25 protein-coding genes, 1 pseudogene and 1 riboswitch are annotated in these 22,065 nt (G+C 72.7%); of the genes and pseudogenes, 22 read left to right on the plus strand and 4 right to left on the minus strand.

The window, feature by feature from the left end; all coding sequences use genetic code 11:
- The 4 genes from selA to H1A17_RS28175 all read left to right on the plus strand — a co-directional run.
- A partial coding sequence (selA, locus tag H1A17_RS28160) for an L-seryl-tRNA(Sec) selenium transferase (RefSeq protein ID WP_194823306.1) occupies positions 1-950 on the plus strand: 950 nt, incomplete at its 5' end.
- A 2-nt stretch (positions 951-952) separates the two neighbouring features.
- Positions 953-2,710, plus strand: a complete 1,758-nt coding sequence (gene selB / locus H1A17_RS28165; protein WP_194823307.1) for a selenocysteine-specific translation elongation factor — start codon at positions 953-955, stop codon at positions 2,708-2,710.
- 72 nt (positions 2,711-2,782) lie between these two features.
- Complete coding sequence (locus H1A17_RS28170) at positions 2,783-2,980, plus strand: hypothetical protein (RefSeq protein WP_145919973.1); 198 nt, start codon at positions 2,783-2,785, stop codon at positions 2,978-2,980.
- Between the two features lie 89 nt (positions 2,981-3,069).
- Positions 3,070-3,261 (plus strand): hypothetical protein, encoded by a 192-nt coding sequence (locus tag H1A17_RS28175; RefSeq protein WP_088645872.1) that lies wholly within the window; start codon positions 3,070-3,072, stop codon positions 3,259-3,261.
- Between the two features lie 11 nt (positions 3,262-3,272).
- Here H1A17_RS28175 and H1A17_RS28180 read toward each other — a convergent pair whose 3' ends face one another.
- Entirely contained in the window at positions 3,273-3,929 is a 657-nt protein-coding gene (locus H1A17_RS28180; protein ID WP_145919974.1) for a hypothetical protein, read from the minus strand.
- A 131-nt stretch (positions 3,930-4,060) separates the two neighbouring features.
- Here H1A17_RS28180 and H1A17_RS28185 point away from each other — a divergent pair, with 131 nt between their 5' ends.
- Positions 4,061-4,261: a hypothetical protein gene (locus H1A17_RS28185; protein ID WP_145919975.1), complete on the plus strand. Its 201-nt coding sequence runs from the start codon at positions 4,061-4,063 to the stop codon at positions 4,259-4,261.
- 80 nt (positions 4,262-4,341) lie between these two features.
- Here H1A17_RS28185 and H1A17_RS28190 read toward each other — a convergent pair whose 3' ends face one another.
- The gene (locus tag H1A17_RS28190; protein ID WP_145919976.1) at positions 4,342-4,551 is read right to left on the minus strand and encodes a phosphatidylethanolamine-binding protein; all 210 of its coding nucleotides are present in this window, start codon (positions 4,549-4,551) and stop codon (positions 4,342-4,344) included.
- Positions 4,552-4,641: 90 nt separating this feature from the next.
- Positions 4,642-5,532, minus strand: a complete 891-nt coding sequence (locus H1A17_RS28195; protein ID WP_194823308.1) for a universal stress protein — start codon at positions 5,530-5,532, stop codon at positions 4,642-4,644.
- A gap of 158 nt (positions 5,533-5,690) precedes the next feature.
- On the opposite strand from H1A17_RS28195, the gene H1A17_RS28200 reads away from it, so the two are divergent.
- The 16 genes from H1A17_RS28200 (at position 5,691) to gcvP (ending at position 21,266) form a co-directional block, all read left to right on the plus strand.
- Entirely contained in the window at positions 5,691-6,866 is a 1,176-nt protein-coding gene (locus tag H1A17_RS28200; protein ID WP_145919978.1) for a PP2C family protein-serine/threonine phosphatase, read from the plus strand.
- Positions 6,867-6,913: 47 nt separating this feature from the next.
- The gene (locus H1A17_RS28205; protein WP_145919979.1) at positions 6,914-7,384 is read left to right on the plus strand and encodes a MarR family winged helix-turn-helix transcriptional regulator; all 471 of its coding nucleotides are present in this window, start codon (positions 6,914-6,916) and stop codon (positions 7,382-7,384) included.
- A gap of 278 nt (positions 7,385-7,662) precedes the next feature.
- Positions 7,663-8,295 (plus strand): CDP-alcohol phosphatidyltransferase family protein, encoded by a 633-nt coding sequence (locus H1A17_RS28210; RefSeq protein ID WP_145919980.1) that lies wholly within the window; start codon positions 7,663-7,665, stop codon positions 8,293-8,295.
- Positions 8,292-9,245, plus strand: a complete 954-nt coding sequence (locus tag H1A17_RS28215) for a DUF881 domain-containing protein (protein WP_145919981.1) — start codon at positions 8,292-8,294, stop codon at positions 9,243-9,245. Before H1A17_RS28210 ends, H1A17_RS28215 begins: the two co-directional genes overlap by 4 nt.
- On the plus strand, positions 9,242-9,574 hold the full coding sequence (locus H1A17_RS28220; protein WP_067311500.1) for a small basic family protein: 333 nt from the start codon (positions 9,242-9,244) through the stop codon (positions 9,572-9,574). Before H1A17_RS28215 ends, H1A17_RS28220 begins: the two co-directional genes overlap by 4 nt.
- A 9-nt stretch (positions 9,575-9,583) precedes the next feature.
- Complete coding sequence (locus H1A17_RS28225; RefSeq protein WP_194823309.1) at positions 9,584-10,531, plus strand: DUF881 domain-containing protein; 948 nt, start codon at positions 9,584-9,586, stop codon at positions 10,529-10,531.
- Between the two features lie 54 nt (positions 10,532-10,585).
- Positions 10,586-10,966 carry a glycine cleavage system protein GcvH gene (gene gcvH / locus H1A17_RS28230; RefSeq protein WP_145919983.1) on the plus strand — a complete coding sequence of 127 codons (381 nt, stop codon included), beginning with the start codon at positions 10,586-10,588 and terminating at the stop codon, positions 10,964-10,966.
- A gap of 217 nt (positions 10,967-11,183) precedes the next feature.
- Positions 11,184-11,636 carry an FHA domain-containing protein gene (locus H1A17_RS28235; protein WP_145919984.1) on the plus strand — a complete coding sequence of 151 codons (453 nt, stop codon included), beginning with the start codon at positions 11,184-11,186 and terminating at the stop codon, positions 11,634-11,636.
- A 50-nt stretch (positions 11,637-11,686) separates the two neighbouring features.
- Positions 11,687-12,382, plus strand: coding sequence for a MerR family transcriptional regulator (locus H1A17_RS28240; protein WP_194823312.1), 696 nt, complete (start codon positions 11,687-11,689; stop codon positions 12,380-12,382).
- 179 nt (positions 12,383-12,561) lie between these two features.
- Positions 12,562-13,026, plus strand: coding sequence for a bifunctional nuclease family protein (locus H1A17_RS28245; RefSeq protein WP_088647333.1), 465 nt, complete (start codon positions 12,562-12,564; stop codon positions 13,024-13,026).
- A gap of 176 nt (positions 13,027-13,202) precedes the next feature.
- Positions 13,203-13,811 carry a MerR family transcriptional regulator gene (locus H1A17_RS28250; protein ID WP_228544378.1) on the plus strand — a complete coding sequence of 203 codons (609 nt, stop codon included), beginning with the start codon at positions 13,203-13,205 and terminating at the stop codon, positions 13,809-13,811.
- Between the two features lie 395 nt (positions 13,812-14,206).
- Complete coding sequence (locus H1A17_RS28255) at positions 14,207-15,409, plus strand: nitric oxide synthase oxygenase (RefSeq protein ID WP_145922836.1); 1,203 nt, start codon at positions 14,207-14,209, stop codon at positions 15,407-15,409.
- Between the two features lie 2 nt (positions 15,410-15,411).
- The gene (locus H1A17_RS28260; protein ID WP_194823310.1) at positions 15,412-16,641 is read left to right on the plus strand and encodes a globin domain-containing protein; all 1,230 of its coding nucleotides are present in this window, start codon (positions 15,412-15,414) and stop codon (positions 16,639-16,641) included.
- Complete coding sequence (locus tag H1A17_RS28265) at positions 16,638-17,276, plus strand: hypothetical protein (protein WP_145919987.1); 639 nt, start codon at positions 16,638-16,640, stop codon at positions 17,274-17,276. The genes H1A17_RS28260 and H1A17_RS28265 overlap by 4 nt, the downstream gene beginning before the upstream one ends.
- A gap of 60 nt (positions 17,277-17,336) precedes the next feature.
- Entirely contained in the window at positions 17,337-18,200 is an 864-nt protein-coding gene (locus H1A17_RS28270; protein WP_145919988.1) for an NAD-dependent protein deacetylase, read from the plus strand.
- 66 nt (positions 18,201-18,266) lie between these two features.
- Positions 18,267-18,364: riboswitch (glycine riboswitch) on the plus strand.
- Between the two features lie 79 nt (positions 18,365-18,443).
- Positions 18,444-21,266 (plus strand): aminomethyl-transferring glycine dehydrogenase, encoded by a 2,823-nt coding sequence (gene gcvP / locus H1A17_RS28275; protein WP_194823311.1) that lies wholly within the window; start codon positions 18,444-18,446, stop codon positions 21,264-21,266.
- 117 nt (positions 21,267-21,383) lie between these two features.
- Here the strand turns inward: gcvP and H1A17_RS28280 are convergent, their stop codons facing one another.
- A complete protein-coding gene (locus tag H1A17_RS28280; protein WP_088647339.1) occupies positions 21,384-21,584 on the minus strand; it encodes a DUF5999 family protein in 201 nt (66 codons plus the stop codon).
- 123 nt (positions 21,585-21,707) lie between these two features.
- On the opposite strand from H1A17_RS28280, the pseudogene H1A17_RS28285 reads away from it, so the two are divergent.
- A pseudogene (locus tag H1A17_RS28285) lies at positions 21,708-22,065 on the plus strand (anthranilate synthase component I family protein); the annotation flags it as partial.

Consider the following 22,065-nt stretch of genomic DNA (forward strand, 5'->3'; position numbering starts at 1 on the left):
CCCGCCGGGGCCGCGACGCGCTGGCCGCGCTGGCCGCCGCGGTGCCCGACGCCGCCGCCGTGCACGTGGTCAACAACGGGGCGGCGGCCCTGGTGCTCGCCGCGACCGCGCTGGCCGCCGGCCGGGAGATCGTGGTCAGCCGGGGGGAACTGGTGGAGATCGGCGACGGGTTCCGCCTGCCCGACCTGCTGGCCAGCACCGGCGCCCGGCTACGCGAGGTCGGCACGACCAACCGCACCACCCGCGACGACTACGCCCGGGCGGTCGGCCCGGACACCGGTTTCGTGCTGAAGGTGCACCCGTCCAACTTCGTCGTCACCGGCTTCACCTGCGCCGTCGGCGTCGACGAGCTGGCCACCCTCGGCGTGCCGGTGGTCGCCGACATCGGCTCCGGCCTGCTCACCGCCGACCCGCTGCTGCCCGCCGAGCCGGACGCGGCGGGCACCCTGCGGGCCGGGGCGCACCTGGTCACCGCCAGCGGCGACAAGCTCCTCGGCGGCCCGCAGGCCGGGCTGCTGCTCGGCGACGCCGACCTGGTCGACCGGTTACGTCGACACCCGCTGGCGCGGGCGCTGCGGGTAGACAAGCTGACCCTCGCCGCGTTGGCGGCCACCCTGCACGGGCCGACCACCCCCACCCGGGACGCCCTGCACGCCGACCCGGCCATGCTGCGGGACCGCTGCGAACGGCTGCGCGACGCCCTCGGCGCGGCGGGCCGCAAGGCCGAGGTGGTGCCCAGCGTCGCCGTGGTCGGCGGGGGCGGTGCGCCCGGCGTCACACTGGACTCGTGGGCGCTGAGCCTGCCCGAACGGTACGCCGCTGCGCTGCGGCTGGGTGACCCGCCGGTGCTCGGCCGGGTGGTCCGGGGACGGCTGCTGCTGGACCTGCGCTGCGTCCCCGCCGACGCCGACGACACGCTGCGCGACGCGGTGCTGCGGACGGCCGAGTAGAGATGCACGTCGTCGCCACCGCCGGGCACGTCGACCACGGCAAGTCCACCCTGGTCCGGGCGTTGACCGGGATGGAACCGGACCGGTGGGCGGAGGAACGCCGCCGGGGGATGACCATCGACCTCGGTTTCGCCTGGACCACCCTGCCCGGCGGCGGCCCGGTCGCGTTCGTCGACGTGCCGGGGCACGAACGGTTCGTGCCGAACATGCTCGCCGGGGTGGGGCCGGTGCCGGCCGCACTGGTGGTGGTCGCCGCCGACGAGGGGTGGATGCCGCAGTCGGCCGAACACCTGGCCGCCCTGCACGCCCTCGGGGTGTCCCACGGGCTGCTGGTGGTGACCCGGGCGGACCTGGCCGATCCGGGGCCGGCGACGGCGCAGGCCCACGCGCGGCTCGCGGCGACGTCGCTCGGCGCGGTGGAGTCGGTGGCGGTCAGCGCGGTCACCGGAGTCGGCCTGCCGGAACTGCGCGCCGCCCTGGACCGGCTGGTCGCCCGGCTGCCCGCGCCGGACACCGCCCGGCCGGTGCGGCTGTGGATCGACCGGGCGTTCACCATCCGGGGCAGCGGCACCGTGGTCACGGGCACCCTCGGCGGCGGTGAGCTGCGCGTCGGCGACCAGTTGACGCTCGCCGGCAGCGGCGAGCCGGTCCGGGTGCGGGGCCTGCACCGGCTCGGCACGCCCGCGCAGCGGGTCGCCGCGGTGGCCCGGGTGGCGGTCAACCTGCGCGGGGTGCCCCGGGAGCGCCTCGGGCGGGGCGACGCGCTGCTCACCCCCGACCGGTTCCACCGGACCGACCTGGTCGACGTGCGGCTGGCCGGTGATCCGGCCGGTGACCTGCCGGCGACGCTGACCCTGCACGTCGGGTCGGCGGCCGTCGCCGCCCGGGTCCGGCCGTTGGGCGGCGACACCGTACGGCTGCGGCTGGCCCGCCCGCTGCCGCTGCTGACCGGGGACCGGGCGTTGCTGCGTGACCCGGGCCGGCACCACGTCTGCGGTGGGGTGACGGTGCTGGACGTGGCCCCGCCGCCGCTGTCCCGCCGGGGTGCCGCCGCCGCCCGCGCCGCCGTCCTGGCCGGCCTGGACGGGCGACCCGACCTGGCCGGTGAGCTGCGCCGCCGCCGGCTCGTGCGGGCCGCCGAGCTGACCCGGATGGGCGTCACCGGCGACGCCACCCCGGTCGTCGGGGACTCGCTGGCCGACCCGGCGCACTGGCGGTGGCTGGGGGTGCGGCTGGTCGCGGAGGTGACCGCCTGGGCCGCCGCGCACCCGCTGGAGCCGGACGCCCCGACCGAGGCGTTGCGGCAGCGCCTCGGCCTGCCCGACCGGGCCCTGGTGGAGGCGCTGGTCCGACCACCGTTGACGCTGCGGGCCGGCCGGATCGGCACCGGCGTCCCCGGGTTGCCCGAGCCGGTGGCCCGCGCCATCGACCGGGTCCGCAGCGAGTTCGCCGCCCATCCGTTCCGCGCGCCGGAGGCCGACCGCCTCACCGCGCTGGGCCTGGGCCCCCGGGAGGTGGGTGCCGCCGTGCGGGCCGGTGCGCTGCTGCGGCTGGCGGAGAACGTGGTGCTGCTGCCCGCCGCCGCCGACGACGCGGTACGGGTGCTCGCCCGGCTGCCGCAGCCGTTCACGCTCAGCGCCGCCCGGCAGGCCCTGGACACCACCCGTCGGGTGGCGGTGCCGCTGTTGGAGCTGCTGGACCGGCGCGGGGTGACCCGGCGGCTGCCCGACGACGCCCGGATGGTGGTCGGCTCCGGTTGACCGGCAGGTGTTTCCGTTGGCGGTGGCGGCGAACCGCCCTCCGCCCGGCCCGGGGTCGCCTACCGTGACGCCATGGACCCTTCGGCGGTCTGGCGGGACCGGAACCATCGCTGGCGGATCGAGGCGTACCGGGCGCCTGACCTGCGGTTCGCCATCTTCGCCACCAACGGCACCACCGAGTCGGCCCCGCTGTGGTTGTTCGGCATGGCGGCGCTGGCCCGCTGGTTGATGACCCACGCCATCTCCCTGGACGACCTGGAGACCGTCTGACCCGTCCGCCCGCCGGGGGTGTCGCCCGGACGGGGTAATCTGCCCGGAAGGTCGGCTTCCGCGCCGGGTCCGCCCGTACGGTGCGGGGCGTGAAGGACCGAGGAATACGGACGTTTCTGGCGGTGCTCGCCGGCCTCGCGGTGATCTACTTCGGGGTGACCGGGCACCGCTCCACCGAGGACGGTGGCGGGGTCTCCGGCGGTGTGGTGCTGTTGGCCCTGCTGGCCGCCCTGCTGGTGTGGTACCTGACCAAGCCGGCGGGCAACAAGCCGGTCGACTGACCGGCCGCGCCTCAGCGGGCCGTGGCGGCGGTGCGGGTCACCTCGCCCGCCGACTCCTCACCGAGGGCTACCCGGACCAGCGCCGACGCGAGCCGGCCGAAGTCCGGTTCGGCGACCAGCCCGGCCAGCCCGTGCGGATCGGCGGGGAGACCGAGGCGTTTCGCCCCGGCGAGGGTGCGCCGGTCGGCGTACGGGCGGACGTCCGGCCAGACCGTCTGCGCCTCCCGCAGGAAGATGTCCGCCCCGGTGGGGCCGATCCCGGGGAACTCGGTCAGCCGTCGCCGCAGCGCCGCCGGGTCGCCCCCGGTCTCCCGGTGCATCCGCCGCAGGTCGCCGTGCCAGCGGTCCAGGCACAGTCGGGCGCCGGTGCCCAGCATGGTGGCGGTCCGTTCGTCGTAGCGGCGGTAGTGGCCGCGGCCCAGCGCGTCGACCCGGTCCTGCCAGCCCGACGCCTCCATCGCCTGCGGGGTACGCCAGCCGGCGGCGAACAGTTCGCGGGCGGCGGCCACCGCCACCTGGGCCCGGATCCGGGTGCTCAGCAACGTGGTGAGCACCAGCAGTTGGTAGAGCGGGCCGGGCCGGTCGGCCAGCGTGATGCCGGCGTCCTCGGCGTAGGTGCTGCCGTGGCGGGCCAGCAGCGTCCGAGCCACCCGTCGGTCGTCTCCCATCACCCGGTACTACCCGTCCTGCCGCCGCTCAGCCCTGCTCAGGCGCGGTGGTCCGCATGCGCACCGTGGTGGCGGGTAACCCGGCGACGGGCGCGGAGCAGCCGTGTCCGTCCACCCGGAAGGAGACACCCGTGACGAACGTGCAGCAGCCCGAGATGCGCCGCAACGGGAAGAACCCGACCGTGCAGGACAGCAAGGGGCCGGGCGTGTCCGGTCACCCGGCCAACCGGGGCAGCTCGGCGGGGGACCGGGGCCGCCCGACGCCCCGTGGCCAGGCGTCCCCGTACGGTCCGGGCGCGTCGACCGCCGCCGACGACAGCGACCGCAGCTGACCGCGCCGCCGCCCGGCCGGTCATGCCGTACGGCGGCCGGGCCGACGCCCCCCAGGGGAGCGTCGGCCCGGCCGCGCCGCTCACTTCGGGTCGCCGGGTCCGCGTTCGCCCTTGGGGCCGTAGGCCCGCTCACCCCGGACCATGCCGCGCTGGCCCCGGTCCTCCTGGAGGATCCGGTTGGCCACCTGGTTGGCCTCCTGGTCGGACGCGCGTCCCGACTGTTCGATCAGGTCACGCAGCCGCGCCCGTTCCTTGTCGTACGCGTTGCTTCCCGGCCGTGGTCCTGGCATGTCGCCTCCTCGGTGGTCCGCCTGCGGTACCCGCGCCGACTACCCGTCCCCGGCCCGGCCAACCGCCCCGACCGGGCACCGGAGGATGGCTCACCGGCCGGTCGACGGGGCCCGTACCACCGCCACCGGGCAGGCGCTGCGGTGCAGCACCCCGTGGCCGACCGAGCCGAGCAGCAGCCCGGCCAGTTCGCCGTGGCCCCGGCCGCCGACCACCACCAGTTGGGCCCGGCGGGACGCCTCGGTGAGCGCGGCGACCGGGCGGGCGTGCACGGGTTCCCGGTCGATCGGCAGGCCGGGGTGCCGTTCGGCGAGTCCGGCGAGGCTCCCGGCGAGCACGTCGTCCTCCTCGTCGCGTAGCCGGGCCTCGTCGTACACCAGGGGTTGGAAGTCCCCGGGGCCGGCGGAGGCCGGATGGGTGTACGCGTGCACGGCCCGCAGCCGGACCCCACGCGCGACGGCCTGCGCGGCGGCGAAGTCCACCGCCGCGCGGGAGGTCGCCGACCCGTCGACCCCGACCACGACCGGGCCGTCGTCGGCCGGGGTGCCCCGGGCGACCAGCACCGGGCAGTCGGCGTGGGTGCTGACCTGGATCGCCACCGAGCCGACCACCAGGGCGCCGAACCCGCCGAGGCCCCGGTCGCCGAGCACGATCATCGCCGCGGCGGGGGAGGTGCCCAGCAGCACCGCCGACGCCTCGCCGTCGATGATCTCCCCGGTCACCCGGAGGTCGGGGCTGACCGTGCGGGCCTGCGCCACCGCCGCCTCGACCAGGTCCTGGGCGGTGCGGCGCAGCCCGCCGCCGGGCGGGTCAGCGGCGACCGGGTCGATCGGCGTGTGCATCAGCGGCCAGATGAAGCCGTGCACCACCCGCAGCGGCCGGTGCAGGCGGGCCGCCTCCGTCGCGGCCAGCCGGACGGCGCGCAGCGCCGGCTCCGAGCCGTCCACGCCCACCACGATCGCCGCATCGTCCGCCGAGTCCACCGTGCGCACCTCCTGCCCGGGTCAGTATCGCGGCCGGCCGGGGGTCGGCGGGGCGATACCGGCGCCGGTCCCTCCCCTGCGGCCCGGTGCCCCGGGCGGGGCCGGCCGGGCCGCTTCGTATGATGCTTGCCCTGTAGCAAGAATCTCGGAGGACAACCATGCCGGACGCGCTCGCAGCGATGTCGCGTGCGCTACGTGAGGCCCCACCCGACCAGGTGGTGGAGGCCGTCGATCGGGCCCTCCGGTCGGAGTTGGCCGCGGTACGGGTCGACGCGTTCCTGGCCGACTACCGGCTCAGCGGGCTGTGGTCGGTGCTCGACCCGGAGGTGTCCGCCGGGGCGCTCACCGGCCGCAGCGCCGCGCAGCGCTGTTTCAGCAGCCAGCAACCGGTGCGCGACCCGTCCGACGGTTCGCGCTGCCGGGTGTGGGTGCCGCTGACCACCCGGGGGGAGCGGCTGGGGGTGTTCCTGGTCGAGCTGGTGGGCAGCCCGGACCACCCGACGGTGGACCTGATCGCCGACCTGGGCGTCGACCTGGCCACCACGTTGCGGGCGGCCGACCGGGAGACCGACAGGTACCGGCGGACACGGCGTCGGGAGCGGCTGAGCATGGCCGCGGAGATGCAGTGGGACCTGCTGCCGGGGCGCAGCGTCACGCACGAGGCGTTCCTGTTGGCCGGGCAGCTCGAACCGGCGTACTCGGTGGGCGGTGACCACTTCGACTGGTCGGTCGACCCGGGGCGGCTCACCCTCACCGTCCTCAACGGCGCCGGCACCGGCCTGGCCGCGGCGATGCTCACCGCGCTCACCGTCAACGCCATCCGCAACGCGCGCCGTTCGGGCGGCGGGCTGGTGGAGCAGGCCGAGCTGGCCTCGGACACGCTGTTCTACCAGCACCGGGGGCAGCGGCACGTGGCGACCCTGCTGTTGTCGGTGGACACCGCCACCGGCCGGGCGCGGGCGGTGGACGCCGGTTCGCCGCAGGTGCTGCGGCTGCGGGGGGCCACTGTCGAGCGGATCGCCCTGGAACAGCAGCTGCCGTTGGGCATGTTCGCCGAGACCCGCTACACGGTGCAGGAGTTCGACGTGCTGCCCGGTGACCGGCTCTTCGTGGTCAGCGACGGCGTGTACGACGCGCAGCCGGGGGGTCAGGAGGCCTACGGTGAGCGGGCGATGGCCCGGTCGATGCGGTCGACTCGGCTGCAACCGGCGACGGAGGCGGTTGGTACGGTGATGCGCGAGCTGTTCGCATATCATGCCGACACTGATCTACGTGACGACGCCGTCGTCGTGTGCCTGGACTGGTGCGGGCCGGGCGGGCGGCGCGGACGGTGATCGGCCGTCAGCGACTTACGACAGCGGACAATCGCAGGGGACAGCGGGTGGAGCGACCTCCGGATCTTGCTGCGGCGATCGATGCCGCGGCTGAGGCGTTCGTCGGCGTGCTCGATTCGGCCACCTCCCGGCACCAGGTGGCGGTCCCGCCGACCCAGCTGCGGGTGCTCGCGCTGATCCGGGACCGGCCGGAGACGAACGTCAACGGGCTGGCCGAGCTGCTCGACGTGGTGCCCTCCTCGGCCAGTCGGCTCTGTGACCGGTTGGAGGCGACCGGGTTGCTGCGCCGCACCCCGGACCCCCGGGACCGGCGGGAGGTGCGGTTGGTGCTCACCGCCGCGGCGGTGACCCTGCTGACCGAGCTGCGGGAGCGCCGGCACCGGGCGGTGCAGGCGGTGCTGGACCGGATGCCTCCCCGCGCCCAGCACGAGCTGCTGCTGGCGCTGCTGGCGTTCGGCCAGGCGGCGGCCTCGGGCACGCCCGCCGCGCAGCCCGACACCCCGGCCCGCACCGCGTGACCCTGCGCCCCACTCTCCACCAGTGTCCTAGGATGCCCTAGCGGTGGTGACACACCACACACACCGCCGGACCGCCCCGACGGACGCGCGTCCCACCGAGCCGGCGGAACGCGCCCGATATAGTGGCTGCCGGCCCGGGGTGTCGAGCGTCCCGGACCACACCAGGGGGAGGTCCCGGCCCGGGATCACCGAGACACCGGCCAGCGCCGGTCCGGTAAGCGCACGGCTGACCGTGGTGCCCACGTGGGCACCCGGATCGTGCTGCGGGGGGAGGTTCGGTGTCACGTCGGCCGGCTCGGGCAGAGCATCCGCGCGGACCGGGCGGTGACGCCAGCGCCGACCGGGTGCTGACGTTGCCGAACCTGATCAGCTTCGTCCGGCTGCTCGGCGTACCCCTGTTCCTCTGGCTGTTCCTGGTCGTGGAGGCGGACGTGGCGGCGATCGTGGTGCTCGCCATCGGCGGCACCTCCGACTGGGTGGACGGCTGGATCGCCCGCCGGCTCGGGCAGGTCAGCCGCCTGGGCGAGCTGCTCGACCCGCTGGCCGACCGGCTCTACATCCTCGCCACGCTGCTCGCCTTCACCGCCCGGGAGGTGGTGCCGTGGCAGTTCACGGGGGCGCTGCTGGCCCGCGAGCTGCTGTTGCTCGGTTCGTTGGCGGTGCTGCGCCGGCACGGCTACGGGCCGCCACCGGTGCACTACGTCGGCAAGACCGCCACCTTCCTGCTGCTGGCCGCGTTCCCGGTGCTGCTGCTGGCGGCGGCGACCACGTCGGTGACGGCGACGACCGCCGCGGCGATCGGCTGGGGCCTGGCGTGGTGGGGTCTGGTGCTGTACTGGGTGGCCGGCGCGATGTACGTGGTGCAGGCGGCCCGGCTGGTCCGCGCGGCCCGGCGGGGGGCCGCCGCGTGAGCGCGCCGGAGGACGGGTCGAAGCGTCCGGTGCGGTTGTTCACCCCGGACTTCCTCACCGAGTTGTTCCAGAACCCGCTGGACCCGGGTTACGCCGACGCGGCGGCCCGCCGGCGGCGGGACCCGGCGTCGACCGCCGGGTGGCGGGGTGCGTCCGCGCGGGCGGTGGCGGTCGTGGTGGTCGCCGCGGTGGGGTTCCTGTTCGCGGTGGCGTACCGGGAGACGATGGCCGACGAGCCGAGCCGCAGTCAGGCGCGGGCCGCGTTGATCACGCAGATCAAGCAGCGGGAGGCGGAGACCGACGCGATGACGGCGCGGGCCGCGCGGCTGCGTGAGGAGGTAGGTCGGCAGCGGGACGCGGCGTTGAGCGGTTCGCAGGCGGCCCGGTTGCGCAACCTGGAGGCGGGCACGGGGCTCGGCCGGGTGCGTGGTGACGGGGTGGTGGTGCGGTTGGCCGACGCCGCGGTGCAGGACGACGGCGCGGTCAACGGTGACTCGGCGGCGGGTCCGCCACGGGTGATCTACTCGGATCTGCAGAAGGTCGCCAACGACCTGTGGGCCTCGGGGGCGGAGGCGATCGCGATCAACGGGCAGCGGTTGACGGCGACGTCGACGATCCGTTCGGCGGGGGCGGCGATCCTGGTGGACTTCCGTCCGGTGACCAGCCCGTACGAGGTGTCGGCGATCGGGCCGCGGTCGTTGCGGGACCGGTTCGACGACAGCCGGTCGGCGTATCTGATGCGTCGGGTGGCCCGGGACACCGGGTTGTCGTTCGAGGTGCGCCGGGCCGGGGACCTCACGTTGCCGGCCGCGCCGGAGCCACGGCTACGCTACGCGAGGCCGTCGGTCAGTCCGAGTCCGTCGCCGGCGGGTTCGGGTGCTGTCGGTTCGTCCGGTGCCGGGTCGTCCGGTCCGGGTTCGTCTTCCCGCCCCTCCGGAGGTGTCCGATGATCGCGGTGCTGGCGTTGCTCGCCGGTGTGGTGCTGGGGATCTATCTCGATCCGACGGTGCCGGCGGCGTTGCAGCCGTACCTGCCGATTGCGGTGGTGGCCGCGCTGGACGCCGTGTTCGGTGGGGTGCGGGCGAAGTTGGACCGGATCTTCGATGACAAGCAGTTCGTGGTGTCGTTCATCTCGAACGTGCTGGTGGCGGGTCTGATCGTGTATCTGGGTGACCAGTTGGGGGTGGGTGGGCAGTTGTCCACGGGTGTGGTGGTCGTGTTGGGGGTGCGGATCTTCGGGAATGTGGCGGCGATCCGTCGGCACCTGTTCCGGGCGTAGGTTGGTGTCGTGAGCGACGAGCATCGGGAGACGGGTACCGGGTGGCCGCAGCCGGTGGAGCCGGTGCGTCCGGCGGTTGAGCCGGATCCGCGGCCGGATGCGCCGGATGCGGACGAGTTGAGTCCGTTGGTGCCGCAGGAGGGGCCGCGGGAGCAGCCGGCGGAGTCGGGTGACGACGACGGTGCGACGGTGAACCTGGCGGAGGTTTCCCCGGCGGAGGTGGCGGACGGGCCGTCGGCGGCGGGTGCGGGTGCGGCGGGGCGGAAGGTGTCCTCGGCGGCGGTGATGATCGCGGCGTTGCTGGCGTTGTTGGGGTTCACGTTGGTGGTGCAGTTGAAGACGACCTCGACGGACCCGACGTTGGCGGCGACCCGGCAGGAGGACCTGGTGCGGATCTTCTCGGATCTGGATTCCCGGGAGAAGCGTCTGCAGCAGGACATCGAGGGCCTGGAGGACAGTCAGCGGCAGTTGCGCTCGGGTGAGCAGGGTCGGCAAGCGGCGTTGGAGGAGGCGACGAAGCGGGCCGACGAGTTGGGCATCCTGGCGGGTACGTTGCCGGCGCGGGGGCCGGGGTTGGCGGTGCGGTTCGAGCCGGGTGGCAAGCCGGTCCGGGCGGACCGGGTGCTGGACGCGGTGCAGGAGTTGCGGGGTGCGGGTGCGGAGGCGATGCAGATCTCGGGTGGGGATCGGGCGTCGGCGCGGATCATCGCCTCGACGTACTTCCTGGACGGGGCGGGGGACGTGTTGGTGGTGGACGGGCGGCCGCTGACGGGTCCGTACACGATCACGGTGATCGGTGATCCGGAGACGATGCGTACCGCGTTGAACATTCCGGGCGGGGTGGCCGCATCGGTTCGCGGTGACGGCGGTAACGTGAGCGTCGAGGATCGTGAGGTTGCCGAGGTTTCGGCGCTGCACGCGCCGTTGAAGCTGGAACACGCCCGTCCGGTCTCCTGACCGGCGCGGCCGCGCCGGGTGGTCCCGGTGCACCGATGGATGAGGGACGCGCTGGTGATTCCTGAGGATCTGCGTTACACCGCCGAGCACGAGTGGGTGGTGGGTGCCGAGGGCGGTAACGTCCGGGTGGGTATCACCCAGTTCGCGCAGGATGCGCTGGGTGACATCGTGTTCGTCCAGTTGCCGGACTCCGGTGCGGTGGTGGAGGCCGGTGAGTCGTTGGGTGAGATCGAGTCGACCAAGAGCGTGTCGGAGATCTACGCGCCGGTGAGCGGGACGGTGGCGGCGCGCAACGAGGCGTTGGCCGACACTCCTGAGGTGATCAATTCTGATCCGTACGGTGCGGGTTGGTTGGTGGAGATCGTGCCGGCGGACGCGGCGGCGGTGGACGGGTTGTTGACCGCTGACGCGTACCGTGAGCTCACCGAGAGCTGAGTGGTGTCGTGCCGGGCGTGGGTGATTCTGCCGCGCGTCCGGTTGCCCTGCATTTCGGCGCTGGCTAGGCTCGCCCAGTCGACCGAGAACCCCAAATTGGTGCAGCGTTGGGTAATTGCCTTCCTTGGGCAGGGGGAGCCAGCCGTCGGGTGATCTTCCCGGTGGCCGTACCCGCCGTTATCCTGTGCTGACCGAAACTGATCCGTGAGGTGGTCCCATGACGCGCCCAGGCGACGAGTTCCCCCCGCTCGACGTCACTTCGACGCTCAATCTCGGTTCGTTGGACGAAGTGCTGGAGGGTCCGGACACCGATGTGGTGCCGAGTCGGATGTCCGGCTCGTTGCCGCCGGGTATGGCGCTGCTGGTGGTTCGTCGGGGCCCGAATGCGGGTGCCCGGTTCCTGTTGGACCATGATGTGACGACGAGTGGCCGGCATCCGGACAGTGACATCTTCCTGGACGATGTGACGGTGTCGCGGCGGCATGCGGAGTTCCATCGGGATGCGGGGACGTTCACGGTGCGGGATGTGGGGAGCCTGAACGGCACCTACGTGAACCGGGAGCGGGTGGAGGCTGCCACGTTGAGCAATGGTGACGAGGTGCAGATCGGTAAGTTCCGGGTGGTGTTCATTGCCGGTCCTCGCCCGGAGGAGGAGGCCGGCCGGGGGTGAACGAGCCTGCGGCCTCCATGCCGTCCGGGGCGGCCCGGTCGCACCCGCTGATGAGTATCGGTGAGGTGTTGGGTCAGCTGCGGGTGGAGTTTCCGGACGTCACGATTTCGAAGTTGCGGTTCCTTGAGGCCGAGGGTCTGGTGGAGCCGCAGCGGACGGCGGCGGGGTACCGGAAGTACAGCTGGGATGATGTGGCCCGGTTGCGGTTCGTGTTGACTGCGCAGCGTGATCAGTATCTGCCGTTGCGGGTGATTCGTGAGCAGTTGGCGCAGTGGGACGGTGGTGAGGAGACGCCGGGTCGGCAGCGGCCGACGTTGGTGGCGGTGGGTCCCGGTGGTGAGGTGCCGGGCCGGTCGGCGGAGGAGCCTGAGTCGCAGGTGCGGCTCGGGCGGGCCGATCTGGTGGCGCGTAGTGGGATCGCCGAGTCGACGTTGGGTGAGTTGGAGCGGCTCGGGGTTTTGGTGCCGGATCCGCCGGGGTGGTACGACGCGGATGCGTTGATCATCGCGAGGGCGGTGGCGGGTTTGGCGGCGTACGGGTTGGAGCCTCGTCATCTGCGGGGTTACCGGTCGTCGGCGGATCGTGAGGTGGGTTTGTTCGCGCAGTTGGTGGCGCCGTTGGCGCGGCAGTCGGATCCGGCGGCGCGGGCGCGGGCGGCGGAGACGGCGCGGGAGTTGGTGGCGTTGTCGCAGCAGTTGCATGCGGCGTTGGTGCGGGTGGGGTTGCGGTCGACGTTGGGTCGGTGAGGGTTCGGTTGGTGTGTGCGGAAGGTTCTGCCCCGGGAAGCGTGCCGTAGGCTTGCCGGGGTAACCCTTTTCCGGCGCGGTGCGGGGCTGGTGCGGTGGGGACGGCCGTGTCGCGGTCCGTGTACCGTGCAGGGACGGGGCGCGGTGCGGGTGTAGGCGACAACGACACGGAGGCGGCGGTGCGCGAGCTGAGCGTGGTCGGGGTTCGGGTGGAGCTGCCCAGCAACCAACCGATCGTCCTGCTCAGGGAGGTCGAGGGCGACCGCTATCTGCCGATCTGGATCGGTGCGGTCGAGGCCACGGCTATCGCTTATGAGCAGCAGGGGGTCAAACCGGCCCGGCCGTTGACGCATGATTTGTTGCGGGACGTGCTGGCGGCGTTGCAGGCGCCGTTGCGGGCGGTGGAGATCACCGAGTTGAAGGAGAACGTCTTCTACGCTGATCTGTTGCTGGGTGACGGGGTGCGGGTGTCGGCCCGGCCGAGTGATTCGATCGCGTTGGCGTTGCGGGTGGGTGCGCCTATTCGTTGTGCGGAGCAGGTCCTCAGTGAGGCGGGGATCGTGATTCCCGACGAGCAGGAGGATGAGGTGGAGAAGTTCCGGGAGTTCCTGGAGCAGGTGCGTCCGGAGGATTTCGCGGGCTGATCGTGGCTTCGTGGTGGGTGTCGCGGTGGCGATGCCGGTGTCGTGGTGTGTCGTCGCGCGGCGTGTCGCGGCGGTTTCTCCGTGGTAACCCCTTGGTGCGGCGTTAGGGTTGCCGTGTCGAGGGGTGTGCGTCGGTGGCACCGGCGTGTTACCGCACTGACGGGGAGGTTGTCGGGATGCACGAGCCACGGGAGCCTGAGCCAGGTGTGGAGCGGGGCGAGTCGGGGGCGGTGTCGTCGTCGGTGCCGCTGGACGGTGACGGTGCTGTCGGGTACCGGGGTGTGACGGCCTGTCATGCGGCGGGGATCAGTTACCGCCAGCTGGACTACTGGGCGCGGACGACGCTGGTGGTGCCGAGTGTGCGGGACGCGTCGGGTTCGGGTACGTCGCGGTTGTACTCGTTCCGCGATCTGGTGGTGTTGAAGGTCGTGAAGCGGTTGCTGGACGCCGGGGTGTCGTTGCAGAACATCCGTAAGGCGATCGAGGCGTTGCGGTCGCGGGGGGTGGATGACCTGGCGGGGATCACGCTGATCTCGGATGGGACGACGGTGTACGAGTGCCGGTCCCCGGAGGAGGTGGTGGATCTGTTGCAGGGTGGTCAGGGGGTGTTCGGGATCGCGATTGGTGGGGCGTTCAAGGAGATCCAGGGTTCGTTGTCGCATCTGCCGGCGGAGCCGGCGGTGCCGGGTGGTGGTGAGGTTGCTCCGGCGGCGCAGGAGGGTGTGTCGTCGGGGGTGGTGGGTGACGAGTTGGCGGCGCGGCGGGCGCGGCGTCGGGCGGGTTGATTCGGGGTGTCGGGGACGCCGCGGCCGGGTTCCGGTCGCGGCGTCGTTGTGTGTGGGTAGTGATGGTTGTCGTATCGATGTGGTTCGCGGTTTTCGGTGGGTCGGAGGGTGGTTCGGGCCGGCGTTGCCGTCCATAAGGGACGTTCCGGGATGGAGCGCTGTTGTTGACAGGTGTGGTCCGGCCAGGAATCCTGTCCAGGGCGATCACCAGAGACACCGATCGGGTCACGGTGAGTGACGGTTGGTGGTGGCGTCGAGCTGATGCGTGGAGCATGGTGCGGGGGTCGCATCCGTGGTCCCGCCGAGGACGGGAACGAACCGAAGTGCACATCGATCACTATGTCGGCCTGGGTTCCGCGCGGGCCGGTGGTGCTGTCGCCGATCATGCCGCCGAGTTGCGTTGCCCGGTCACCGCCGCGCCGCCTGCCGAGCCGGTCGGCTCCGGTGGGGACGTGCTGGCCGAGGCGACGGAGTTCCTGGAGGCGTTGCACGCCGAGCGGCAGTTGCCGGGGTTGGCGGCGCGGCTGGCGGAGGTGCGTGAGGAGGTCGCGTTGACCGGCTCGTACCGGCACACCCGGGAGGAGCTGGTGTACGGGGCGAAGGTGGCGTGGCGGCAGTCGGCGCGGTGTGTGGGTCGGGTGCGGTGGGCGGGGTTGCGGGTGCGGGACCGTCGGCACGTGACGACGGCGGCGGGGATCGCGCAGGAGTTGTCGGCGCATCTGGCGGCCGGGGACAACGGGGGTCGCATCCAGTCGGTGATCACGGTGTTCGCGCCGGACCGGCCGGGGGTGGGTCCGCGGGCGCGGATCTGGAACGACCAGTTGGTGCGGTACTGCGGTCATGTGCGGGCCGATGGTGGGGTGTTGGGTGATCCGGCGCAGGTTGCGATGGTGCGGGCGGCCCGCCGGTTGGGGTGGCGTCCGCCGCCGGTGCCGGGTCGGTTCGACCTGTTGCCGTGGGTGATCGAGACGGCGCACGAGTCGCCGTCGGTGTGGGAGGTGCCGCGGGAGTTGGTGCGGGAGGTGGCGCTGAGCCATCCGGACCATCCGTGGTTCGCGGATCTGATGCTGCGTTGGCATGCGCTGCCGGTGATCAGTAACATGCGTCTGCGTATCGGCGGGGTCGACTACAGTTGCGCGCCGTTCAACGGTCACTATCTGGGTGACGAGATCGGGACCCGGAACATGGGCGACCGGGAGCGGTACGACCAGTTGCCGGTGGTGGCGGCGGGGTTGGGTTTGGACACGTCGCGGGAGGACACCCTGTGGCGGGAGCATGCGGCGCTGGTGTTGAACCAGGCGGTGCTGCACTCGTTCCGGGTGGCGGGGGTGCGGGTGTCCGATCCGCACACCGAGTCGGAGTTGTTCATGAAGTTCTGTGCGCAGGAGGAGCGGGCGGGTCGGCCGGTGCACGGTGACTGGTCGTGGTTGAACGGGAGTGTGGGGTGGGCGGCGTTGCATGCGGTGCATCACCGTTACTACGACACCCGGGTCCCGAATCCGAATCTCTGGCAGACTGACCGCGTTTACGACCCGGATGGTGTGGTGGCGATGACGTTGCGTGAGCGTCACGACGTGGCTCGCGCGCAGGAGGACTGACGATGGACAACGCGGCGTTGCGCCAGAGTTGGAGCCAGTTCTCCGCTGCCGGGCCGGAGGCGGCGAAATATTTCTATGCCACGTTGTTCGTGGTGGCGCCGGAGGCGCGGTCGATGTTCCCGACGAACATGCAGTACCAGGAGGACAAGCTCCTGGCGGCGTTGGGGCACATCATCACCAGTCTGGACGATCCGGAGGCGTTGACGGCGTTCGCGCAGCGGTTGGGTGCGGACCACCGGCGGTTCCACGGTCAGGACCAGCGGGGTAATCCGGTGGTGTTGGGGGAGCGGCACTACATCTGGGTGGGTCAGGCGTTGCTGGCCACGTTGGAGCGTTTCCTCGGCCCGTACTTCACGCCGGCGTTGCGGGCGCAGTGGGCGGCGGCGTACGAGTTGGTGGCGAAGATGATGCTCGACGGGGCGGCGGAGGCGGAGCGGTCGTCGCCGCCACACTGGGAGGCGGAGGTGGTGACGGCGGAGCGTCGTCGCGCCGACATCTTGGTGTTCACGGTGCGTCCGAACTATCTGTGCAACTACCGGCCGGGGCAGTCGTTGCCGGTGCAGGTGCCGCAGTTGCGGACGTGGCGGTACCTGTCGCCGGCGAACGCGCCGCGGGCGGACGGGACGATCGAGTTCCACGTGCGGGCGGCGGGCCGGTTCTCCACGCATCTGGTGCGCCGGTTGCGGGCTGGTGAGCGGTTGTTGTTGGGGCATCCGACGGGGACGGCGTTGTCGTCGTACGACCGGTCGCCGCACCTGCCGTTGTTGTTGATCGCCGGGGGGACGGGGTTGGCGCCGTTGCGGGCGGTGGTGGAGGCGGTGCAGCAGGGCGCGGGGCGGCGTACGACGCTGGTGGTGGGTGGTCGTACCCCGGACGACCTGTACGACGAGGTGGCGTTGTCGCGGTTGGCGGCGATGCCTCCGGCGGCGGGGTGGCAGCATGCGGGCACGGGTTGGTTGCGGTATGTGCCGACGGTGGAGACGGGGTGGGGTTGGCAGGGGGCGATCGGTCGGGCGGGTGACACGGCGGTGCGGTTGGGGCCGTGGGCGGACACGGAGATCCTGGTGTGCGGGAGTCCGGAGATGACCCGGGACACGGTGGCGATCCTGGTGCGTTCGGGTGTGGCGCCGGAGCAGATCCTGACGGAGAGCTATGATCATTCTCTCTATCCGCCGCTCGCCGAGGCCGGTGCCGTGGGCCCGCGCGACTTCAGTGGGACAGGTGCCCGATGAGCGTCGACCACTCCGACCGGGTCGGGGCCGAACAGGGTGAGATCGCCCGCCAGTTGTCGGTGTTGGAGGAACGACGGTTCCGGGGCAGTCACTGGTTGTCCGCCGACGAGGTCGGGGCGGTGGTGCGGGCGGCCGACGACCGGATCGGGTTGCTGACGGCGGAGTTGGAGCGGCAGCGGCGGGAGAACCAGGGGCTGCTGAGCCAGGTGGAGATGCTGCGGCACGGGACGTTGCCGAGCACCGCGCCGCAGGGTCCGGACCCGATGACCGTCGAGTTGGCGATGCGGGCGCAGGACGAGGCGAACCGGACGATCGGTGAGGCCAGCGCGGAGGGCGCGGAGATCATCGCCGATGCGCGGCGGCAGGCGGAGGAGATCCTCGCCGAGGCGCACCGGCGGGCCGGTGAGGTGGGGGCGTCGGGGGTGTCGCCGGCGGCCGGTCCGTCGCCGGAGTTGGCGGGGAAGTTGCAGGCGTTGGAGGAGCGGCACGCGGCGGCGTTGGCGGCGGTCGCGGCGGCGCAGCAGCAGTTGAACCGGTGGCAGTCGTATCTTGCGGCGCAGTCGGAGCAGTTGCGGGCGGACGCGGCGGCGGCCGGTGGGGCGAGCGCCCAGTTGCGGGCGGTGCTGGGCGGCTGACCCGCGCCGGCCACCCGGCGCGGGTCGCCGCCGGTGGGGTCGCTGAGGCAGCATGGACGGGTGACGGAGACGATCGACGCGGTGGCCGCCCTGGTGGCGGCCGGTGGGGTCGTGGTGGTGAGCGGGGCGGGGCTGTCCACCGAGTCGGGTATCCCCGACTACCGGGGGCCGACGGGTGCGGCCCGCCGGCACACGCCGATGACGTATCAGGCGTTCGTCGGGGACCCGGCGGCGCGGCGACGCTACTGGGCGCGTAGTCACCTGGGGTGGCGCACGATCGTGGGGGCGACGCCGAACGACGGGCACCGGGCGGTGGCCCGGTTGCAGGACGCCGGCCTGGTCGACGGGGTGATCACGCAGAACGTCGACGGTCTGCACACGGCGGCGGGCAGCGGGCGGGTGGTGGAGTTGCACGGCCGCCTGGACACGGTGGTGTGCCTGCGCTGCGGTGACCGTACGTCCCGGGCGGAGCTGCACCGGCGGCTGGTGGCGGCGAATCCGGGTTTCGACGCGACCGTGGCGGTGGTGAACCCGGATGGTGACGTGGATCTCGACGATGCCCGGGTGGCCGGGTTCCGGATGGTCGACTGCGGGTGTTGTGGCGCGGGGATGCTGAAACCGGACGTGGTGTTCTTCGGGGAGACGGTGCCCGTAGCGCGGGTGGCGCGGTGTTTCGCGATGGTCGACGCGGCGCGGGCGGTGCTGGTGCTGGGGTCGTCGTTGACGGTGTTGTCGGGGCGGCGGTTCGTGCTGCGGGCGGCGAAGTCGGGCATTCCGGTGGTGATCGCCAACCAGGGTGTCACCCGTGGTGACGGGTATGCGGCACTGCGGGTGGACGCCCCGCTGGGGCGGTTCCTGCCGGCGCTCGTCGACCGGGTGGCGGCGGTCGTGCCACCCGGGTCGGGTCTGGTGCCGGCCGGCTGACATCCGCGCGGACGGGGTACGACATCCGCCGGTAACGGGGGCGCTGGTAGCGTTGACCATGCCGACACCACCCGCGCGGGAGAGATCGCCCAGCAGTATCCGGGCGGCGCCGAAGGGGCAGATTCTCCCCGGAACCTCTCAGGCAGAAGGACCGCGACGGGCAGGCACTGTGGAGCGCCCTGCGGCGTGACTCAGGGGGAGGCCGATCCGTCGACCTCGCCGCCTGAGTCAGGAGCGTCACGCATGACCGTAGAGCAGTTCGCCGACCGGCACATCGGTCCCGGCCCGGACGACGAGCGCCGCATGTTGGAGGCCGTCGGGTACGGGTCGATCGACGAGCTGATGGACGCGGCGATTCCCGAGGCGATCCGTTGGCACGGGGCGTTGGATCTGCCGGCGCCGGCCACCGAGCGGGAGGCGATCGCGGAGTTGCGGGCGTTGGCGTCCCGGAACACGGTGGCGGTGTCGATGATCGGCCTGGGCTACCACGGCACCCACACCCCGGCGGTGATCCGCCGGAACGTGCTGGAGAACCCGGCCTGGTACACGGCGTACACGCCGTACCAGCCGGAGATCAGTCAGGGCCGGTTGGAGGCGCTGTTGAACTTCCAGACGATGGTGACGGACCTGACCGGCCTGGCGACGGCGAATGCGTCGATGCTCGACGAGGCGACCGCGGCGGCGGAGGCGATGACGTTGGCGCGGCGGGCGTCGAAGAGCCGCAGTGCCGTGTACGTGGTCGACGCCGACGCGTTGCCGCAGACCGTGGCGGTGCTGTGCGGCCGGGCTGAGCCGTTGGGTATCGAGGTGCGGGTGGTCGACCTGGCCGTCGAGGAGTTGCCGGCGGAGTTCTTCGGTCTGCATCTGCAGTATCCGGGGGCGTCGGGGCTGGTGCGGGACGATGCGCCGCTGGTGGCGGCGGCGCACGCGGTGGGCGCGTTGGTGACGGTGGCGGCGGACCTGTTGGCGTTGACGCTGCTGCGGGCGCCGGGGCGGATCGGGGTGGACATCGCGGCGGGCACCACGCAACGGTTCGGGGTGCCGATGGGCTTCGGGGGGCCGCACGCCGGTTACCTGGCGGTGCGGGCCGGGTTGGAGCGGATGCTGCCGGGTCGGCTGGTCGGGGTGTCCCGGGACGCGGCCGGTGGGCCGGCGTACCGGTTGGCGTTGCAGACGCGGGAGCAGCACATCCGGCGGGAGAAGGCGACCAGCAACATCTGCACGGCGCAGGTGCTGCTGGCGGTGATGGCCGGCATGTACGCCGTGTACCACGGGCCGGACGGGCTGCGGCGGATCGCCCGCCGCACCCGGGGGATGGCGCTGCGGTTGGCGGCGGGGCTGCGCGCCGGTGGCGTCGAGGTCGCCGACGGGGTGTTCTTCGACACGGTGACGGCGGTGGTGCCGGGTCGGGCGCAGCGGGTGGTGGCGGCGGCGCGGGAGCGGGGGGTGAACCTGCGGCTGGTCGACGCCGACCGGGTGGGGGTGTCCTGCGACGAGACGACCACCGGGGAGCACCTGGCGGTGGTGTGGGCGGCGTTCGGGGTGGACCCGGTCGTCGGGGACGTCGAGGAGGCGTTGCCGGCCGGGTTGGCGCGGGACACCGGTTTCCTGACCCATCCGGTGTTCCGCGGCCACCATTCGGAGACGGCGATGCTGCGGTACCTGCGGCGGTTGGCGGATTTCGACTACGCCCTGGACCGGGGCATGATCCCGTTGGGGTCGTGCACGATGAAGCTGAACGCGACCACCGAGATGGAGCCGGTGACGTGGCCGGAGTTCGCCCACCTGCACCCGTTCGCCCCGCCGGAGCAGACCGCCGGTTACCGGGAGCTGATCGGGCAGTTGGAGGGGTGGCTGGCGGAGGTGACCGGCTACGACGCGGTCAGTGTGCAGCCCAACGCCGGGTCGCAGGGGGAGTTGGCCGGGTTGTTGGCGATCCGCGCCTACCACCGGGACCGGGGTGAGGCCCACCGGGACGTGTGTCTGATCCCGTCGTCGGCGCACGGCACGAACGCCGCGTCGGCGGTGATGGCCGGGATGCGGGTGGTGGTGGTCGGGTGTGACGCCGACGGCAACGTCGACCTGGTCGACCTCGACGCGAAGATCGACAAGCATCGGGACGCCCTCGCGGCGATCATGGTGACGTACCCGTCGACGCACGGGGTGTACGAGACGGGCATCGCGTCGCTGTGCGCGAAGGTCCACGACGCCGGCGGCCAGGTGTACGTGGACGGGGCGAACCTCAACGCGTTGGTCGGGTTCGCCAAGCCGGGCCGGTTCGGGGCGGACGTGTCGCACCTGAACCTGCACAAGACGTTCTGCATTCCGCACGGCGGCGGCGGGCCGGGGGTGGGTCCGGTGGCGGTGCGGGAGCACCTGGCGGCGTACCTGCCGGGTGATCCGACCGGTGAGCGGGCGGCCGGTGCGGCGGCGATCTCGGCGGCCCGGTACGGGTCGGCGGGCATCCTGCCGATCCCGTGGGCGTACCTGCGGATGATGGGCGCGGCGGGGCTGGCCCGGGCGACGGGGGTGGCGGTGCTGGCCGCGAACTACGTGGCGGTGCGGCTGCGCGACCACTTCCCGGTGCTGTACGCCGGCAACAAGGGCCTGGTGGCGCACGAGTGCATCCTGGATCTGCGGCCGTTGTCGAAGGCGACCGGGGTGAGTGTCGATGACGTCGCGAAGCGGCTGATCGACTACGGGTTCCACGCGCCGACGATGTCGTTTCCGGTGGCGGGCACGCTGATGGTGGAGCCGACCGAGAGTGAGGACCTGGCCGAGCTGGACCGGTTCTGCGCCGCGATGATCGCGATCCGGGCGGAGATCGACGAGGTGGCGTCGGGGCGGTGGCCGGCGGGGGACAACCCGTTGGCGAACGCGCCGCACACCGCGGCGATGGTGTCGGCCGACCGGTGGCCGCACCCGTACCCGCGGTCGGTGGGGGCGTACCCGGCCGGGGTGGACCGGGCGGGGAAGTACTGGCCGCCGGTGCGGCGCGTCGACGGCGCGTACGGCGACCGGAACCTGATGTGTTCGTGCCCGGCGCCGGAGGCGTTCCAGGACTGAGGCGCGGTGCCGGGGCGGCGGTCGTGCCGCCCCGGTGCGGCGACCGGGGGAGGGCGGCCCCTGCGTGGGGGCTAGCCTGGTGCGACAGGTCGGCGTCGCCGACGCATCGTGATCGGGTCAGGCGACGAGGGCGTGCCGGGCCGGCCCGCGGTGCGGGGCGATGGTGCTGCCGTCAGGGAGGAGTTCACCGGTGTCCTCGAAGACGATGACACCGTTGCAGAGCAGGCTCCAGCCCTGCTCAGGGAAGCAGGCGATGACCCGGGCGGCATCCCGGTCGGTCGCTTCGGCGGAGGGACAGGGGATCTGGTGCTGGCACATCGGGTTCTCCGGACTGTGGGGGCACTGTGTCATGGTTCACATGACCAGTGACGCACAGTACCAAGGGACGGCGCACCGGATCGAGCAGCCTTCCGCCATGTTGCCCGGAAATCCGCTGAACGGATGAGGAAGAATCAGCCACCCGGCGTGGAAACGCTCCCAACGGTGCCGGTCGACGTACCCGCAGTGCCGGCCCCCTGCCGCAGCGTGCTCGTCGAACGGGACCGCTACGAATGGCGCGTCACCGACGGTGGCGACCCGGCCGCGCAGATCACCGCCTTCCTCACCGCCCACGGCCTACCCGTCGACGACCTGACCCGCCCGGCGACCCACCGCACCGACGGCCCCTGCGGCGCCGCCCTGTTCGTCTCCGCCGCCGCCGGCGCCCGGATGGCCGGCGCACCCACCGGCCCCGCCAGCCCGATGCCCGCCCTGCCCGACGTCGCCGTCGTCGTCTACGACCACGGCACCCGCCGCCCGC

Origin of the sequence: Micromonospora sp. S-DT3-3-22 (genome assembly GCF_015354745.1) — a bacterium.
Taxonomy (GTDB): Bacteria; Actinomycetota; Actinomycetes; order Mycobacteriales; family Micromonosporaceae; genus Micromonospora; species Micromonospora wenchangensis.

Bases quoted from the DNA above. Each gene is read 5' to 3' on its own strand.
- H1A17_RS28170 (WP_145919973.1), top strand. From the start codon at position 2,783: ATGGACCCTTCGGCGGTCTGGCGGGACCGGAACCATCGCTGGCGGATC.
- H1A17_RS28220 (WP_067311500.1), top strand. From the start codon at position 9,242: ATGATCGCGGTGCTGGCGTTGCTCGCCGGTGTGGTGCTGGGGATCTAT.
- H1A17_RS28240 (WP_194823312.1), top strand. From the start codon at position 11,687: ATGAGTATCGGTGAGGTGTTGGGTCAGCTGCGGGTGGAGTTTCCGGAC.
- H1A17_RS28190 (WP_145919976.1), bottom strand. From the start codon at position 4,551: ATGCCAGGACCACGGCCGGGAAGCAACGCGTACGACAAGGAACGGGCG.
- selB (WP_194823307.1), top strand. From the start codon at position 953: ATGCACGTCGTCGCCACCGCCGGGCACGTCGACCACGGCAAGTCCACC.
- H1A17_RS28235 (WP_145919984.1), top strand. From the start codon at position 11,184: ATGACGCGCCCAGGCGACGAGTTCCCCCCGCTCGACGTCACTTCGACG.
- H1A17_RS28250 (WP_228544378.1), top strand. From the start codon at position 13,203: ATGCACGAGCCACGGGAGCCTGAGCCAGGTGTGGAGCGGGGCGAGTCG.
- H1A17_RS28180 (WP_145919974.1), bottom strand. From the start codon at position 3,929: ATGGGAGACGACCGACGGGTGGCTCGGACGCTGCTGGCCCGCCACGGC.
- H1A17_RS28200 (WP_145919978.1), top strand. From the start codon at position 5,691: ATGCCGGACGCGCTCGCAGCGATGTCGCGTGCGCTACGTGAGGCCCCA.
- gcvP (WP_194823311.1), top strand. From the start codon at position 18,444: ATGACCGTAGAGCAGTTCGCCGACCGGCACATCGGTCCCGGCCCGGAC.
- H1A17_RS28280 (WP_088647339.1), bottom strand. From the start codon at position 21,584: ATGTGCCAGCACCAGATCCCCTGTCCCTCCGCCGAAGCGACCGACCGG.
- H1A17_RS28265 (WP_145919987.1), top strand. From the start codon at position 16,638: ATGAGCGTCGACCACTCCGACCGGGTCGGGGCCGAACAGGGTGAGATC.
- H1A17_RS28260 (WP_194823310.1), top strand. From the start codon at position 15,412: ATGGACAACGCGGCGTTGCGCCAGAGTTGGAGCCAGTTCTCCGCTGCC.